This window comes from Ensifer oleiphilus (assembly GCF_013371465.1).
Lineage (GTDB): Bacteria > Pseudomonadota > Alphaproteobacteria > Rhizobiales > Rhizobiaceae > Ensifer > Ensifer oleiphilus.
In genome coordinates, this window is sequence record NZ_JABWDU010000001.1 from 645385 (window position 1) to 660214 (window position 14830).

Genomic DNA, 14830 nt, shown 5'->3' on the forward strand with positions numbered 1-14830 from the left:
GAATGCGCTGAAGAGCTCAAAGGTGTTTCGTGGCGGAAAAAAGGGATGTGGTGATCATTGGCGCAGGTGCCGCCGGCATGATGTGCGCCATCGAAGCCGGCAAGCGCGGCCGGCGCGTGCTCGTCATCGACCACGCCAAGGCGCCAGGCGAAAAGATCCGCATCTCCGGCGGCGGCCGCTGCAACTTCACCAACATTCATGCCGGGCCGAAGAACTTCCTGTCGGCCAATCCGCATTTCTGCAAATCTGCGCTCGCGCGCTACGGTGCACGCGATTTCCTGGCGCTTGTCGAAAAGCACGGCATCGCCTGGCACGAAAAGACGCTTGGACAATTGTTCTGCGACCACTCGGCCAAGGACATTATCAGGATGTTGCTCACCGAGATGCGCGAGGTCGGCGCCGAGCTCCGGCTGGAGACGACGATCGAGAGCGTCGAGCGCCATGGCGGCGGTTTTCGGGTGGTGACGGGCGACGGCGCAATTGACGCTCCGTCCGTGGTGGTCGCCAGCGGCGGCAAGTCCATCCCGAAGATGGGCGCGACCGGGCTTGCCTATAAGATTGCCGAGCAGTTCGGATTGGCGCTGGTGGAGACCCGTCCCGGCCTTGTGCCGCTGACGCTCGACCCGGTGCAGCTCGAAACCATCGGCGAACTGGCGGGCGTCGCCGCCGACGCCGAGGCGCGCTCCGGCAAGACGGCTTTCCGCGAGGCGGTGCTCATCACCCATCGGGGCCTCAGCGGCCCGGCTATCCTGCAGATATCGTCCTATTGGCGCGAGGGGCAGGATATCGTTCTGAGGCTGATGCCCGATATCGATATCGCCTCGATCCTGAAAGGCTCGCGCCGCAGCAACGGCAAGCAGGCGGTTCAGACGGCGCTTGCCGACATCCTGCCGCGTCGATTGGCGCAGTTCTTTGCTGACACCGCCAAGCTGACGGGCAAGCAACTCGCCGACCTCTCCGACAAGACCATCGATGCGCTGTCGGCCTCGATCCAGGCCTGGACGATCAAGCCTGCCGGTTCCGAAGGCTATCGCACGGCCGAGGTGACGCTCGGCGGCGTCGATACCAGCGGTCTCGATTCAAAGACGATGCAGGCGAAGTCAGTTCCCGGCCTCTATTTCGTCGGCGAATGCGTCGATGTGACCGGTTGGCTCGGCGGCTACAATTTTCAATGGGCCTGGGCTTCGGGTTTTGCGGCCGGCCAGGAGGCCTGATCCCCGCTTTTGTGGCGCGCCGCTTCAGCCATTGTTAACGGATATGTCTGAACCTCTTTGAATGTCGGCACAGCCGGCGGTTGGCGAGATAGAACTGTTCCGCAAACGGAAATCACACTGTTTCCATTTTTAGGGCTTTTCTCCGCCACAGCATGGCTGCAATATGATGACGACTGGCAAGCCGGTTTATCCGGGCCGAACGTTGCCGGTCAGTGAGAAGGACAGGATGTCATGAACCAGCCACGCCGTCGTCCCCGCGCCATCGCGATCGCTCGCACCGACGAGAGCCGCGCCCAGAGAGTGATGCTCACCCGCATCGCTCTGCTCGCCTTCTTTGCCGTCGCTGCCTTCGCAACGCTTCCGGCCCTTTGGCATTGACGCCGCCGGTCGGCCGCCTGACGGCCGAGTCTCTGGCGCGCCTTGAGCGCGCGAGCGCCTTCGGAAATTCGTTGGCGAGTGTTGCGCGCTTATACAATTTTTAATCGTTCAAAATGATTATTGCGACGAAGTGAGTTCCGTCAGGACTTCGCTACCGGGGAGGTGGCGTAGTCCCGCAATGATTGCTGACGGACTGGCGGTGTGCGCCGCATGATTTTCCAGAAAAACATCAGCCTGTTTGCGCATCGGGTGGCTCTCGATCGTTTCGTCCTTTTCGCGGTGACGTGAAAGGCGAGACATGCTTCGAGCCGCCGGGGGAGGCGAATGCGAGCTGCGAGCCAAGGTGTTTTGCATGTTCATCGATAGAATTCTTGCCCGTTTCAAGATCCAGACGAAGGTCCTTTTCTTCATTCTGCCTTTCGTCGTCAGCATCTGTGCCGTCGGCATTACCGGCCTTTATGCGTCCGGCCTGCTTCAGGGCCGGATGGAGATTTCAAACAGTGTTCTGCAGACGCTGAGCGGGTTCAAGGACGTCTATGCGGGGATGAACAATTTCCTGCACTCGACCACCGAAGAAACGCGCGATGCCTTGCAGGGCAAGATTTCCGCGCAGAAGGAAATCCTTGCCGACACCGCCGCGCAGGTGGCCGGCCAGAACGGCCAGGACGAATTGACGGCCGCGATCGCCGCAACCAACGACATCGAAGCCCGCATCGACGGGCTGTGGAAGCTGCATGTCGGCGAGCAGGAAATGCGCGCCGCGATGATGGCGAACCTCGATGCCCTGCTGGTCGAGCGCGCCAAGATCAACGATGAATCGAACCGGCTGCAATATGCCGTGCGCAAGAACGAGAACGCCGCCAAGACCATGCTGCGCGAAGCCGAAAAGCTGATGCGCGCCAGCCGCTTCTTCAATGAGTTCGGCACCGAAGTCAGCAAGGCGACTACGATCGAGGACAAGCTCAAGGCGGTCAAGGAACGGTTCCCTATGATCGGTCGCACCGAGCGCGACATCTTCCGGCTGCTGCCGAAGGACGAGAAGTCGCTGACCGAGACGATCACCTCCGCATCGAGCGAGATCGGCGCACTTCTGAAGGCGCCCGCCGGTCCGGAAACGCTTGCCGGCATCTCGAAATACGTCGACCGCTTCCGCACTGCGAGCTTCCGTCTTGAAGCCGCGTCGGTCGGCAAGATGCGCGATGCGACACGGATCTTCGCCGAGCTTGACCAGTTGATCGTCAGCACAGAATCCGTTCTGACAGCCACACGCCGGCTTTCAAGCTCGATCACCGATATCCAGATCTCCGCGGCGACCTTCATGGGCACGACGACGGAAAGCAACCGACAGAAGCTGCTCGACAAGTTCCTGGCGGTTCAGCAGAACATGGCGACCCTGCGTGGTGTCGCCAGCGAAGGCGCGTCTTTCGACGCGATTGCCGATACGCTGATGCCGATCATCACGGTGATGAAGAAGGACGCGGCATCGCTGGTCGAAATCACCGTGAAGCGGACGGCCGATTTCGATGCTGCCGGCCAGTCGATCAACCAGATCTGGAGCGATCTGACCGGTTTTGCCGAACAGCAGAAGGTTGCCGCAGGCACCGAGCGCCAGGAAGCAAACCAGATCTCCGTTGCCGCAACCGTTGCAGGCGTCGTCATTGCGCTGCTTGCCGGCATTGCCTTGACGCTGACGCTGAAGAAGCCGATCGGCCAGATCACTGCCGCCATGCGTCGCCTGGCGGACGGTCGCCTGGATACGTCGATTGACGGCGATGCCCGTCAGGACGAGATCGGCGACATGGCTCGCGCCCTCGGCGTCTTCAAGGAAAATGCGCTCTCGAAGGTGCGCATCGAGGCCGAAAGCGAAGAACAGCGCGCCCGCGCCGAAGTTGAGCGGACCCGCAACGATGCCGAAAAGCGCGAACTCGACCGTCAGATCGACCTTGCCGTCAGCGAACTGGCCGCCGGCCTTGGCCGTCTGGCACAGGGCGACCTGTCGCGCCAGATCGACGTCCCGTTCCATGGCCGTCTCGAGCAGTTGCGCACCGACTTCAACGGCTCGCTGATCCGCCTGCAGGACACGTTGGCGCAGATCCGCGGCAATGCACAGGCGATCCAGCAGAGTGGCGCCGACATGCACCACGCTGCCGATTCGCTGTCGAAGCGGACGGAAGCCCAAGCTGCCTCGCTCGAAGAGACGGCGGCTGCGGTCGACCAGATCACCGTGACGGTTCGCTCTTCCGCAGAGCGTGCGAACGAAGCCAACGTTGCCGTGACGCAGACCAAGAAGAGCGCCGACAGCTCGGCAACCGTCGTCACCAATGCGATCGCCGCCATGGGCCGCATCGAAGAGGCGTCACGCCAGATCGAGCAGATCATCGAGGTCATCGACGACATCGCCTTCCAGACCAACCTCCTGGCACTAAACGCGGGCATCGAGGCAGCGCGCGCTGGCGAAGCCGGCAAGGGCTTCGCGGTGGTGGCGCAGGAAGTGCGCGAACTGGCGCAACGCTCGGCCGAGGCGGCCCGCGAAATCAAGGGCCTCATTAACAAATCGACCGACGAGGTCAATTCCGGTTCGCTGCTGGTCAAGGAGACCGGCGCGGTGCTGGCCTCGATCAGCGCCCAGATCGTCACCGTCAGCCAGCATGTCGAAATGATCGCGACCGCGAGCCGCGACCAGGCGGTGGCGCTCAACGAGGTCAACGGATCGGTCAATCAGATGGACCAGATGACCCAGCAGAACGCCTCTATGGTCGAAGAGGCAACGGCAACGAGCCTGGCGCTATCCAACCAGGCCGACACGCTGATGATGCTGGTCGAGCAGTTCCGGCTGGAGCCGGAAACAGCCGATATCCACGCTTACCGCGCGGCCTGATCGCTCAGCACCGCAACGGCTTTGTCATCCTAGCACTGCACCGCGCAACACACCGGTTGCGCGGTGCATTTCGTTTGAACAGTCTCCTCGGTGCGTTCAACCTTTCTGCTAGCCGCAAACGCGGCCATGCAGCTGCGAAGCATCCTCCGCAACAAGCCGGGCGGCTTTGGGTCGAAATGTTCGTCCCATCGGCGGCTCTTCATCGTCATATCGGCCAGATAGGCCATTGCCAGTGTGTCCATGGTGATGCTCCTCATCGAGTGGCATCCTCTCTTTTATGCAGCAAAAGCTGTTTTACATACGCAAGATATCGGCCTATGTTTTTCATCTATGAAAGACATGGATTGGGATATCTATCGCTGTTTCATGAGCGTGGCGCGGACCGGCGGCCTGACCGGTGCCGCGCAGGCACTGGGCTTCAGCCCGGCAACCGTCGGCCGGCGCATGCTCGAGATCGAGGAGCGTACCGGGCGCAGCCTGTTCGTGCGCAGCCAGACCGGCTATCAGCTGACCGGCGACGGGCAATTGCTGTTCGAACAGCTTGAGGAGATGGAGACTGCCGCCCGCCGCGTAGAGAGCTGGCGACGGGAAGGTGAGGGGGCGGTCGTTCGCATTACCGCGGGAACCTGGGTATCCTGGCTGCTTGCCGAAAATTTTCCGGCGCTCTGTACCGAGCGTGACGGTTTCAGCCTGGCGATCAATGTTGGAGAGACGCGCGCAAACCTTGCCTATCGCGAGAGCGATATCGGCATCCGCGCCTTCGAGCCGGAGGAAAGCTATCTGGCCGCCCGCCCGGTGGGCGACGTCGCCTACGCGGCCTATCGGCAGAAGAATGCATTGCCGGCGTCGAATGGCCGATGGGTCGCCGTCGGCGAGGAGGACGCGATCTCGTCCTATCTGCGTTGGCCGCATGAGCACGCGACCGGTCGCATTGTGGCGACGGTGACGCGGCCTCGCTCCCTGCTCGACCTTGCGCGCGCGGGTGCCGGCTGCGCAGTGCTGCCCTGTTTCGTCGGCGACCTCGATCCGCTGCTGGAGCGGACGGGCGAGGAGATCCCAGCGCTTCGGCATCGTCAGTGGATCGTCATGAACAACGAGGATCGCCACCGCCAGGAGATCCGCACCGTCGTCGATCGAATGACAAAGCTGCTGAAAAGTCACGCCGACATCTTCGCCGGGAAACGCCCGCGCCGCAGTTGACGCGGTCAGCGCATCAACAGGCTGACGAGCGCTGCCTGCGAGTTCACTTCGGTCTTGGTATAGATGCTCTTCAGCTGCGTGCGGATGGTCTCGTAGCTGACGCCATTGGCCTGGGCCATCTCGCGGAGCGACAGGCCGGCCGCGAGGCCCGACGCGATGCGAACTTCCGCGGGCGTCAGACCGTGAATGTCCCTGAGATGCTCCCTTCGTTCCGCAGGCAGAAGCGATGTCGCCGGCTCGATCAGAACCGCGACTGTTGGTCCGCTCAGAAGTTCAACGAAGATATCGGAGCGCAGTCGCACCAGTGTGATGCGATAGGCCGCGCCATCTGTGGCCCTGACGAGGGAGACATGCGGCTCCGCATGCGTATTGACCCGCAAGGACAACAATTCGAGAGCGGCTGCCGATCCCGCGCTCGGCAGCGTCACACGCCCACCGGGCGAAATCCGAAGAGGTGCATTGTTGGAGATCATCCGCTCGGCGCTCTCGTTCATAGAGCGGATCCGGAGATTTTCGGTGACATAGATCACGCCGACGCCGACGCTATCGAGCAAATCCCGGCCCTCGCCATGCCCTGATGCCATCATGTCGCGCTTGCGCAGGAGGTCGAAGGCCCGTTTCAAATGCGGCGCCAGGTACGTATATTGCTCAGCGGCCCGCTGGTTGAGGTCTGCGTCTGTGGAGGAGGTGCAGGTCGAGAGCATGAAGGTTCGGGTCGCGCTTCTGATGATCGTCACGCCGACGCTGGTCTCGCATCCGGTCTGTCGCTTCAGCCAGTCGTTATAGAATTCGGATTTGATTAGCTCGCCGCGCGCGACGATCTGCTCCCCGCAGATGCCCTGGCCTGCAGGCACGAGCATCGCCTTTGGGATCCAGGGATTGACCGCGGCAAAGTGCTGGTTGAACTGCTCGATATCCTTGGCGTCGAACCCGGAGACGGAAGGCACATAGCTGCGGGGTGTTGCCAGATCGTGATAGTGCAGCGCTGATCGGCCGTTGGGCAGCGTATTGGCCAGCCGATCGAGAAAGTCCTGCCAGCTGCATTCGCCGAAGGCGGCGCCGTAGATCAGGTCAGTCAGCTCTTCCGTTCCGGAATGTCCCGGCTGCAACATGCGTGCCCCCGCTCGCAATAGTCGAAGCTAATATAGGCGAGGCTCGCATTGGAAGCAACTTGAAATGGTATTTTGCGGGGCAGACCGGAGGGTGAGAAGCGAACAGCCGACATTACTGCCGGCTTGTTCCCGTTAAAGGTGTATTCGTTGGGCGTGCTACGCGTATGGCCGGCCCTACGCCCGGACCGGCCGTGCACAGAGACGCGATGAACGCGATCGTTGCCGCAAGCGCCATCATCACGCCCGTCCCTGGGTGACGATGACGGGGATCAGCAGGTCGCCCCAGTTGCCTTCGCCGCCGTGGTGGCGGGCGGAGCGCACGAGCTCGACCGAGACGCCGGCGTCGACGGCTTTCATGACCGCCTGGTTGAGGCGGTGCAGGTCGTTGGCGACCATGCGGATCGCGGCTTGCTGGTCCGGGGTCATGGCCGAAGACTGTTCCTCGGCCCGTTCCTTGACGCGTGTCTGAACTGTCATTGGAGTTCTCCTTGGTGTCGGCGGTTTCTGTAGGGTTGCGCGGGGAGCGCGGCGGGCAGGGATTGCCACGCTCCCCGGTCCTTCACTCTGCGGCCGGGCGGAACTGGTCGTGCTCGGTCGATTCCTTCATGGCGGTCGTCGACGACTGACCGCCGGTAATGGCGAGCGACACCGCGTCGAAATAGCCGGTGCCGACTTCGCGCTGGTGCTTGGTCGCGGTGTAGCCGTTGACCTCGGCGGCGAACTCCGCCTCCTGCAGCTCCGAATAGGCGGCCATCTGCCGGGCCTTGTAGCCGCGGGCGAGCTCGAACATGCCGAAGTTCAGCTGGTGGAAGCCGGCGAGCGTGATGAACTGGAACTTGTAGCCCATCGCACCGAGTTCGCGCTGGAACTTGGCGATCGTCGCGTCGTCGAGGTTCTTTTTCCAGTTGAACGACGGCGAGCAGTTGTAGGCGAGCAGCTTGCCCGGATGCGCCTTGTGCACGCCCTCGGCGAACTTGCGGGCCTGTTCCAGATCGGGCTTTGAGGTCTCGCACCAGATCAGGTCGCAATGCGGCGCATAGGCGATGGCGCGCGCAATGCACGGCTCGATGCCGTTCTTCACCTGGTAGAAGCCTTCGACCGTGCGCCCGGCGTCATAGTCGACGAAGGGCCGATCGCGCTCGTCGATATCCGAGGTCAAAAGCTTGGCGGCTTCCGCATCGGTGCGGGCGATGACTAGCGTCGGCGTGCCCATGACGTCGGCTGCAAGCCGTGCCGCGTTGAGGTTGCGGATATGGGCTGCTGTGGGGATCAGAACCTTGCCGCCGAGATGGCCGCACTTCTTTTCAGACGCGAGCTGGTCTTCGTAATGAACACCTGCGGCACCCGCCTCGATGAAGGCCTTCATGATCTCGAAGGCATTGAGCGGACCACCGAACCCGGCTTCTGCGTCTGCAACGATCGGGGCGAACCAGGTGTCGACCGAAAGGCCTTTGCCCTCCGAGGTCTCGATCTGGTCGGCGCGCTGGAGGGTGCGGTTGATGCGCTTGGCCAGTTCCGGCGCGGCGTTTGCCGGATAGAGCGACTGGTCCGGATACATCGCCGACGCTGTATTGGCGTCGGCCGCGACCTGCCAGCCGGAGAGGTAGATTGCCTTCAGGCCGGCGCGAACCATCTGCATGGCCTGGTTGCCCGAGAGTGCGCCGAGCGCGTTGACGAAGTCTTCCTCGTGAATGAGCTTCCACAAGCGGTTGGCACCCATTTCCGCCAGCGAATAACGGATCTCGACCGAGCCGCGCAGCCGCTTCACGGTTTCGGCGGTGTAGGGGCGTTCGATGCCATCGAAGCGGCCCTGCTGGGCACTGGGAACGAGCTTGTAAAAATCAGTCATTACTTCCTCCTGCTGGAACTCATTCACCATTCGACTTTTGTCGTATGGCTCTTCTATCTCCGAGTTGATGTGACAGTTTTTACATTGCGTTGCGCAATAGAGCCATCAGAATTGCGATAGTCGCTGTTTCAAAAGGGTTATCTTGTCTTGTGTTTGACAATCGCCTGCAGTAAATTTGTAAATTATGTAAAGCTTCAACCGGCGTCAGGATTGTAAAGGTAGTGACAAATGGCTGAGAACAAGATCTTTGCCGGGCCACGCGTCCGCCGCATCCGCAACGGATTGTCGCTGACGCAGACGGCCATGGCGGAAGCGCTTGGCATCTCGCCGTCCTACCTCAATCTGATCGAGCGCAATCAACGGCCTCTCACCGTCCAACTGCTGCTGAAGCTCGCGTCCGTCTACAAGGTTGATCTCGAGGAGTTGCAGGGCGAAACGGGTGGCGGACTGGCGCAATTGCGCGAGGTTTTTGCCGATCCTCTGTTGGCGGCAGAGTTGCCGGGCGATCAGGAGTTGATCGAAGTTGCCGAGGCGGCGCCTAATGCGGCCGGCGGCGTCGTCAAGCTCTACCGCGCCTACCGCGAGCAGGCGGCGCGGTTGAAAGACCTTGCTGATCTCCTTGCAGGCCAAGGGCACATGGAGGCGCTGTCGGGCGCGCGCCTGCCGATGGACGAGGTGCGCGAGACGCTCGAAGCCAGACCCAATCATTTCGCGAGGATCGAGGAGGTGGCCGAGGCGTTTCATGCGGCGCTTTCACCCGGCGACGACCTGATCGGTGCGCTCAAGGCCTGGCTGAAGAAGGAGCATGGCCTTGTCGTGCGCAATCTGCCGGTTCACGCCATGCCCAATCTGCGCCGCCGCTTCGACCGCCATTCGATGCGACTGTTCATCTCCGAGCGCCTGTCGCCCCATGACCAACTGCGCGAGATCGCCATGGAGGTCGCCTCGATCGCCTGTCACGAGGCGATCGTTCAGGAGCTTGAGACGCTGCGTCTGGCGACCGCCGAGGCGCGCCGCATCGGCCGCTTCGAACTCGCCCGCTATGCCGCCCATGCCCTGATGATGCCCTACGGGGCGTTTCATGCCGCAGCCCTCAGGGCACGATACGATATCGACGTGCTGCGCGCGCGTTTTCAGGTTTCGTTCGAACAGGCCGCAAACCGACTGACGATGCTGCAACGGCCGGGGGCTGCCGCTGTTCCTTTTTTCCTGATGGAGATCGACAATGCCGGCCATCGACTGCGTCGTTCCGGCGCATCGGGTTTTCCGCAGGCAAGGTTCGGCGGCGGCTGTCCGAAGCTCAATATCCATGCGGCTTTCTCGGTGCCGGGGCAGATCCTTGTCGATCGTGTGGAGACGACCGAAGGGCTGGCATTCCTCACCATGTCGCGCACGCTCGACGGTCCGCAGGCGGGTTTTGAAGAACGGGTTCGCCGCACGGCGCTGTTGATCGGCTGCGAGGCGTCCTTTGCCGATGACGTCGTCTATGGGGCGGTACGTTCGCCGGCGATCGCCATCGGAGCGGCCTGTCGCCTCTGCGAGCGGCAGGGTTGTCTTGCGCGCGCCGAGCCGCCCGTGACGCGCCCGCTCGGGCTCGACGAGATGGCGACCGGCCTCAGCGTCTTTGATTTTCAATAGGGAGCTGGATTTTCAGTAGCTGACCGGGTGGTGGCTCGGTAGCAGTGGTGCGCTGGGCGAAAAGCATTCGGCCGGCAGGCCGGTCGTGTAGCCGTGGGTAATGTGCGCCTTGCCCGCATAGGCCTTGTCGCGCATCAGGATCGCATGCAGTTCGGGCAGGTTGTAGAACGGCACCCCGGGATAGAGGTGATGCTCCAGATGGTAGTTGATGTTGTGCGGAGCGAAGAACAGCTTTTCCCAGGCATGCGGATAAACGGTGCGTGAACTCGTCAGCTCGTCCGAATAGTCCATGTTGCCGAAATGCTCCGCGACGCTGCGCACATAGAGAAACAGGCAGAAGACGGTGAAGAATGGCACCAGCCAGTAGAGTGCGAATTCGCGCCAGATGCCGAGAAGGCTGAACAGGGCCGCGGCGGCGACATAGAAGCCGAGGCGCAACAACTTGTACCCCCGCGTCGAGCGATCGTTCTTCGACATGCGCTTGGCCATATGCACCATGTCGCGGATCGAGTTGATGGCGACGAGGTAGCCGACGAGCTGCAGCACGCCGCGCGCGACCTTCTGCGGGAAGGTGAACTGCGCCATGCCGAGCTTGGCCGTCCAGTCCGGATCGTCGTCGGTGTTGGCATGCTGGTGGTGGGCAATGTGGTTCTGCCTGTAGCCGTCGACGGTTGCCAGCATCGGCCAGGCGAGCAGCAGATCGCTCATCCAGTCGCTGCGCTTGCGGTTTTTGATGATGCGGTAGTGCGCCGCCTCGTGAACGAGGCAACCGAACGCGTGCATGCGGCCGGCAATCACGACCACGGCCAGAAGGTAGACGAGGATATTGCCGGAGATTTCGCTGGCGGCGATGGCCGCGGCGATGATCGCCCAATCGACCGCTATCGCCCCGATCGATTTCTGCGGCTCAAGGATCGAAAGGCGCTTCAACTCTCTCGGATCGATCCTGCGGTTCCGTCCACTCATGACACTACCCAGACGCTGATACACAACCTGAGGAAAAATCGCATGCCCGTTATGGTTAATCAATCGTAAACACGCGCCTGTTCCAGCTGGTTGCCGCCATGGTTAACGTCGGTCGCCGGGCCCCGTCGATGGCGGGGATCGCCCTCTTCGCCATAAGTGCCCGATTTTCCTTGGCTTGCTAAAATGGCAACGGCGAAGAGGTCCGCCTGTTTCCGGCACGAAACCGCTTGAGGTTGTCGAGAAACATGCCTAACTTCGCCCGGGAGCGATCCAGAATGGGCCTGGATCCGTGTCACGGGGCGGCCTTGTCCGGACCGATAATAACGAGGGAACTGCATGTCCAAATTCATCGTTACAACCATGGCGACGGTCATGCTGGCCGGGTCGACCATGCTCGCTTCCGCGCAGGAGCGGGTGGTCAACGTCTACAACTGGTCGGATTATATCGACAGCAGCATTCTGGAAGACTTCACTAAGGAAACCGGCATCAAGGTCGTCTACGACGTCTTCGATTCCAACGAGATTCTTGAAACCAAGCTGCTCGCAGGCGGCTCGGGCTATGACGTCGTCGTGCCGACGGCGACCTTCCTGCAGCGCCAGATCGCGGCCGGCGTATTCCAGAAGCTCGACAAATCCAAGCTTCCGAACCTCACCAATATGTGGGACGTGATCATGGACCGTACGGCCAAGTACGATCCGGGCAACGAATACGCCATCGACTACATGTGGGGCACCACCGGCATCGGCTATAACGTTGACAAGATGAAGGAAATTCTCGGCAGCGACGAGAAGCCCAACTGGGACGTCATCTTCAAGCCGGAGCTGGCCGCCAAGTTCAAGGATTGCGGCATCCATGTTCTCGATTCCCCGACGGACGTCATGCCGTCGGCGCTCGCCTATCTCGGTCTCAATCCGGATAGCCATGAAGCGGCGGATCTTGAAAAGGCGGCCGAACTGCTTGCCAGCGTTCGCCCCAATATCCGCAAGTTCCATTCGTCGGAATATATCAACGCGCTCGCCAATGGCGACATCTGCCTGGCCGTCGGCTTTTCCGGCGACGTCTTCCAGGCACGGGACCGTGCCGCCGAAGCCAAGGCCGGCGTGACCGTCGACTATGCGATCCCTTCGCAGGGGGCGCAGATGTGGTTCGACATGCTCGCCATTCCAGCAGACGCTCCGCACGTCGCCGAAGCCCATGAATTCCTCAATTACATGATGAAACCGGAGGTCGTCGCCAAGGCATCGAACTATGTCTTCTACGCCAACGGCAACAAGGCGTCGCAGCAGTTCCTGGACAAGGCGGTTCTCGAAGACACCGCCATCTATCCGACTGACGCTGTGATGCAAAAACTGTTCACGGTGACGCCGTTCGAGGCGAAGCAGCAGCGGGTCTTGACCCGGCTCTGGACAAAGGTCGTCACCGGCCAGTAAGAGCGAAACGAATTGCCCGGACCTCAAAATCCGGGCAATTTTCTTTAAGGGGGCACCGGGGAAAACGAGAGTGCCCATCGGCTATATCATTCGGGGATAGATGATGAAGTCACTCGGCAGTATCAGGCGCTCTTTCGCCCCCTGGGCGGATCCCGCTTCCAAGCCATTCATTTCCGTCAAGAACGTCACCAAGAAGTTCGGCGATTTCACCGCCGTCGACGATCTGTCGCTCAACATCTACACGCGGGAATTCTTCGCGCTGCTCGGTGCGTCCGGCTGCGGAAAGTCGACGCTTCTGCGCATGCTCGCCGGTTTCGAGCAGCCGACCTCGGGCGAGATCATTCTCGACGGCCAGAGCCTTGCCGGCATCCCGCCCTATAGGCGGCCCGTCAACATGATGTTCCAGTCCTATGCGCTGTTTCCGCATATGACCGTCGAGACCAACATCGCCTTCGGCCTGAAACAGGACGGCATGCCGAAAGCCGATATCGCCGAGCGCGTCGGCCAGATGCTTAAGCTGGTGAAGCTCGAGAAGTTTGCCAAGCGCAAGCCGCACCAGCTCTCCGGTGGCCAGCGCCAGCGCGTCGCACTCGCGCGTTCGCTTGCCAAGCGGCCGAAGGTGCTTTTGCTCGACGAGCCACTCGGTGCGCTCGACAAGAAGCTGCGCGAGGAAACCCAGTTCGAACTGATGGACCTGCAGCAGGAGCTCGGCCTGACCTTCGTCGTCGTTACGCACGACCAGGAAGAGGCTATGACCATGGCAGACCGCATCGCGGTCATGAGCCACGGCAAGGTCGTGCAAGTGGCAACACCGGCAGAAATCTACGAAGCGCCCAATTCGCGCTTCGTCGCAGACTTTATCGGCGATGTGAACATTTTTGACGGAGCGGTCTCGGCCGCCGAAAACGGCTATCTCCGGATCGAAACCGGCGACGGCTTTCCGATCCGCATGGCGTCGCCGGAAAAGCCTGCCGTCGGCGCCAAGGCGGCCGTCGCCATTCGTCCTGAAAAGATCCGTGTCACCCGCCAGCCTCCCGCGCACGCGCCGGTCAACGCCGTCGAAGGTGAGATCTGGGACATCGGCTATCTCGGCGATATGACCGTCTTCCACATCAGGCTGAAGGACGGCAGGGTGGTGAAGGCATCGTCCTTGAATGCGGTGCGCGCCGTAGAAGACCCCTTCGGTTACGACCAGCAGGTGTGGATCTCGTTCGGCGAAGACGCCGGCGTCGTCTTGAAGGATTGAAGCCATGGCGCGCGTTGCATCAGCCCTCTTCAGCCGCCTGGTCATCATCATCCCCTATGCCTGGCTGCTGTTCTTCTTCCTCATTCCCTTCTTCATCGTCTTCCGGATTTCGCTGTCGCAGACTGCGGTGGCGATGCCACCCTACACGCCGGTTTTCGACCTCTTCGGTGGCCTTTCCGGCATCATGGAAAAGGCGCGGGAGTTCTCGCTCGACAACTATGTCTGGCTGACCGAGGACGTTCTCTATTTCAACGCCTATGTCTCGAGCGTCATCATCGCCGGCATTTCGACGATCCTGACATTGATGATCGCCTATCCCGTCGCCTATGGCATGGCGAAGGCGCCGAAATCGATCCGCCCGACGCTGTTGATGCTGGTGATCCTGCCGTTCTGGACCAGCTTCCTGATCCGCGTTTACGCCTGGATCGCCATCCTGAAGCCGGAAGGGCTGCTCAACCAGTTCCTGATGAGCATCAACGTCATCGACCAGCCGCTGATCATCCTCAACACCAATTGGGCGATCTATATCGGTATCGTCTATTCCTACCTGCCGTTCATGGTACTGCCGATCTACTCGTCACTGGAGAAGATGGACCACACGCTCACGGAAGCGGCACTGGACCTCGGTTGCACGCCTTTCGCGGCCTTCTGGCAGGTGACGTTCCCGTTGTCGCTGGCAGGCGTGGTTGCCGGCTGCCTGCTCGTCTTCATTCCGGCCGTCGGCGAATTCGTCATCCCCGATCTGCTCGGCGGATCGGAAACGCTGATGATCGGCAAGACGCTCTGGAACGAGTTCAACGCCAACCGCGACTGGCCGGTCTCTTCGGCGGTTGCCACGATCCTGCTCTTGATCCTGGTGATACCGATCGTGTTCTTCCAGAACGCGCAGGCCAAAGCCGACGGCGAGGGGAGATAGGT

The 14830-nt window shown here is 61.3% G+C and carries 13 protein-coding genes; 8 read left to right on the plus strand and 5 right to left on the minus strand.

The genetic code is table 11. From position 1 onward, the window contains the following. Window positions 1-29 precede the first annotated feature (29 nt). The 3 genes from HT585_RS03130 to HT585_RS03140 all read left to right on the plus strand — a co-directional run bounded on the left by HT585_RS03130 (window position 30) and on the right by HT585_RS03140 (window position 4470). The gene (locus HT585_RS03130; RefSeq protein WP_176351559.1) at window positions 30-1214 is read left to right on the plus strand and encodes an aminoacetone oxidase family FAD-binding enzyme; all 1185 of its coding nucleotides are present in this window, start codon (window positions 30-32) and stop codon (window positions 1212-1214) included. 231 nt (window positions 1215-1445) lie between these two features. Then, a complete protein-coding gene (locus tag HT585_RS03135) occupies window positions 1446-1592 on the plus strand; it encodes a hypothetical protein (RefSeq protein ID WP_173419037.1) in 147 nt (48 codons plus the stop codon). 352 nt (window positions 1593-1944) lie between these two features. Continuing rightward, window positions 1945-4470, plus strand: coding sequence for a methyl-accepting chemotaxis protein (locus HT585_RS03140; protein ID WP_176351560.1), 2526 nt, complete (start codon window positions 1945-1947; stop codon window positions 4468-4470). Window positions 4471-4499: 29 nt separating this feature from the next. Here the strand turns inward: HT585_RS03140 and HT585_RS03145 are convergent, their stop codons facing one another. After that, window positions 4500-4712 (minus strand): hypothetical protein, encoded by a 213-nt coding sequence (locus HT585_RS03145; RefSeq protein ID WP_246707560.1) that lies wholly within the window; start codon window positions 4710-4712, stop codon window positions 4500-4502. Between the two features lie 88 nt (window positions 4713-4800). Between HT585_RS03145 and HT585_RS03150 the strand changes: the two genes are divergently transcribed. Beyond that, window positions 4801-5670 (plus strand): LysR family transcriptional regulator, encoded by an 870-nt coding sequence (locus HT585_RS03150; RefSeq protein ID WP_176351561.1) that lies wholly within the window; start codon window positions 4801-4803, stop codon window positions 5668-5670. A gap of 5 nt (window positions 5671-5675) precedes the next feature. Here HT585_RS03150 and HT585_RS03155 read toward each other — a convergent pair whose 3' ends face one another. From HT585_RS03155 to aceA, 3 genes are all read right to left on the minus strand, one after another. Next, window positions 5676-6782, minus strand: coding sequence for a helix-turn-helix transcriptional regulator (locus HT585_RS03155; protein WP_176351562.1), 1107 nt, complete (start codon window positions 6780-6782; stop codon window positions 5676-5678). A gap of 237 nt (window positions 6783-7019) precedes the next feature. Beyond that, window positions 7020-7259, minus strand: coding sequence for an SMc00767 family acetate metabolism repressor (locus HT585_RS03160; RefSeq protein WP_025425977.1), 240 nt, complete (start codon window positions 7257-7259; stop codon window positions 7020-7022). A gap of 82 nt (window positions 7260-7341) precedes the next feature. After that, window positions 7342-8631, minus strand: coding sequence for an isocitrate lyase (aceA, locus tag HT585_RS03165; RefSeq protein ID WP_025425978.1), 1290 nt, complete (start codon window positions 8629-8631; stop codon window positions 7342-7344). A 228-nt stretch (window positions 8632-8859) separates the two neighbouring features. Between aceA and HT585_RS03170 the strand changes: the two genes are divergently transcribed. Continuing rightward, complete coding sequence (locus HT585_RS03170; RefSeq protein ID WP_176351563.1) at window positions 8860-10269, plus strand: helix-turn-helix domain-containing protein; 1410 nt, start codon at window positions 8860-8862, stop codon at window positions 10267-10269. 12 nt (window positions 10270-10281) lie between these two features. On the opposite strand, the gene HT585_RS03175 is transcribed toward HT585_RS03170, so the two are convergent. Next, the gene (locus HT585_RS03175; RefSeq protein ID WP_176351564.1) at window positions 10282-11235 is read right to left on the minus strand and encodes a fatty acid desaturase family protein; all 954 of its coding nucleotides are present in this window, start codon (window positions 11233-11235) and stop codon (window positions 10282-10284) included. A gap of 336 nt (window positions 11236-11571) precedes the next feature. Between HT585_RS03175 and HT585_RS03180 the strand changes: the two genes are divergently transcribed. The 3 genes from HT585_RS03180 (at window position 11572) to HT585_RS03190 (ending at window position 14828) form a co-directional block, all read left to right on the plus strand. After that, entirely contained in the window at window positions 11572-12666 is a 1095-nt protein-coding gene (locus HT585_RS03180) for a polyamine ABC transporter substrate-binding protein (RefSeq protein ID WP_176351565.1), read from the plus strand. Window positions 12667-12769: 103 nt separating this feature from the next. Next, window positions 12770-13912: an ABC transporter ATP-binding protein gene (locus HT585_RS03185; protein WP_176351566.1), complete on the plus strand. Its 1143-nt coding sequence runs from the start codon at window positions 12770-12772 to the stop codon at window positions 13910-13912. Between the two features lie 4 nt (window positions 13913-13916). After that, window positions 13917-14828, plus strand: coding sequence for an ABC transporter permease subunit (locus tag HT585_RS03190; protein WP_176351567.1), 912 nt, complete (start codon window positions 13917-13919; stop codon window positions 14826-14828). Window positions 14829-14830 lie beyond the last annotated feature (2 nt).

Bases quoted from the DNA above. Each gene is read 5' to 3' on its own strand.
- HT585_RS03180 (WP_176351565.1), top strand. From the start codon at position 11,572: ATGTCCAAATTCATCGTTACAACCATGGCGACGGTCATGCTGGCCGGG.
- HT585_RS03135 (WP_173419037.1), top strand. From the start codon at position 1,446: ATGAACCAGCCACGCCGTCGTCCCCGCGCCATCGCGATCGCTCGCACC.
- HT585_RS03140 (WP_176351560.1), top strand. From the start codon at position 1,945: ATGTTCATCGATAGAATTCTTGCCCGTTTCAAGATCCAGACGAAGGTC.
- HT585_RS03170 (WP_176351563.1), top strand. From the start codon at position 8,860: ATGGCTGAGAACAAGATCTTTGCCGGGCCACGCGTCCGCCGCATCCGC.
- HT585_RS03185 (WP_176351566.1), top strand. From the start codon at position 12,770: ATGAAGTCACTCGGCAGTATCAGGCGCTCTTTCGCCCCCTGGGCGGAT.
- HT585_RS03190 (WP_176351567.1), top strand. From the start codon at position 13,917: ATGGCGCGCGTTGCATCAGCCCTCTTCAGCCGCCTGGTCATCATCATC.
- HT585_RS03155 (WP_176351562.1), bottom strand. From the start codon at position 6,782: ATGTTGCAGCCGGGACATTCCGGAACGGAAGAGCTGACTGACCTGATC.
- HT585_RS03160 (WP_025425977.1), bottom strand. From the start codon at position 7,259: ATGACAGTTCAGACACGCGTCAAGGAACGGGCCGAGGAACAGTCTTCG.
- HT585_RS03150 (WP_176351561.1), top strand. From the start codon at position 4,801: ATGAAAGACATGGATTGGGATATCTATCGCTGTTTCATGAGCGTGGCG.
- HT585_RS03145 (WP_246707560.1), bottom strand. From the start codon at position 4,712: ATGGACACACTGGCAATGGCCTATCTGGCCGATATGACGATGAAGAGC.
- HT585_RS03175 (WP_176351564.1), bottom strand. From the start codon at position 11,235: ATGAGTGGACGGAACCGCAGGATCGATCCGAGAGAGTTGAAGCGCCTT.
- aceA (WP_025425978.1), bottom strand. From the start codon at position 8,631: ATGACTGATTTTTACAAGCTCGTTCCCAGTGCCCAGCAGGGCCGCTTC.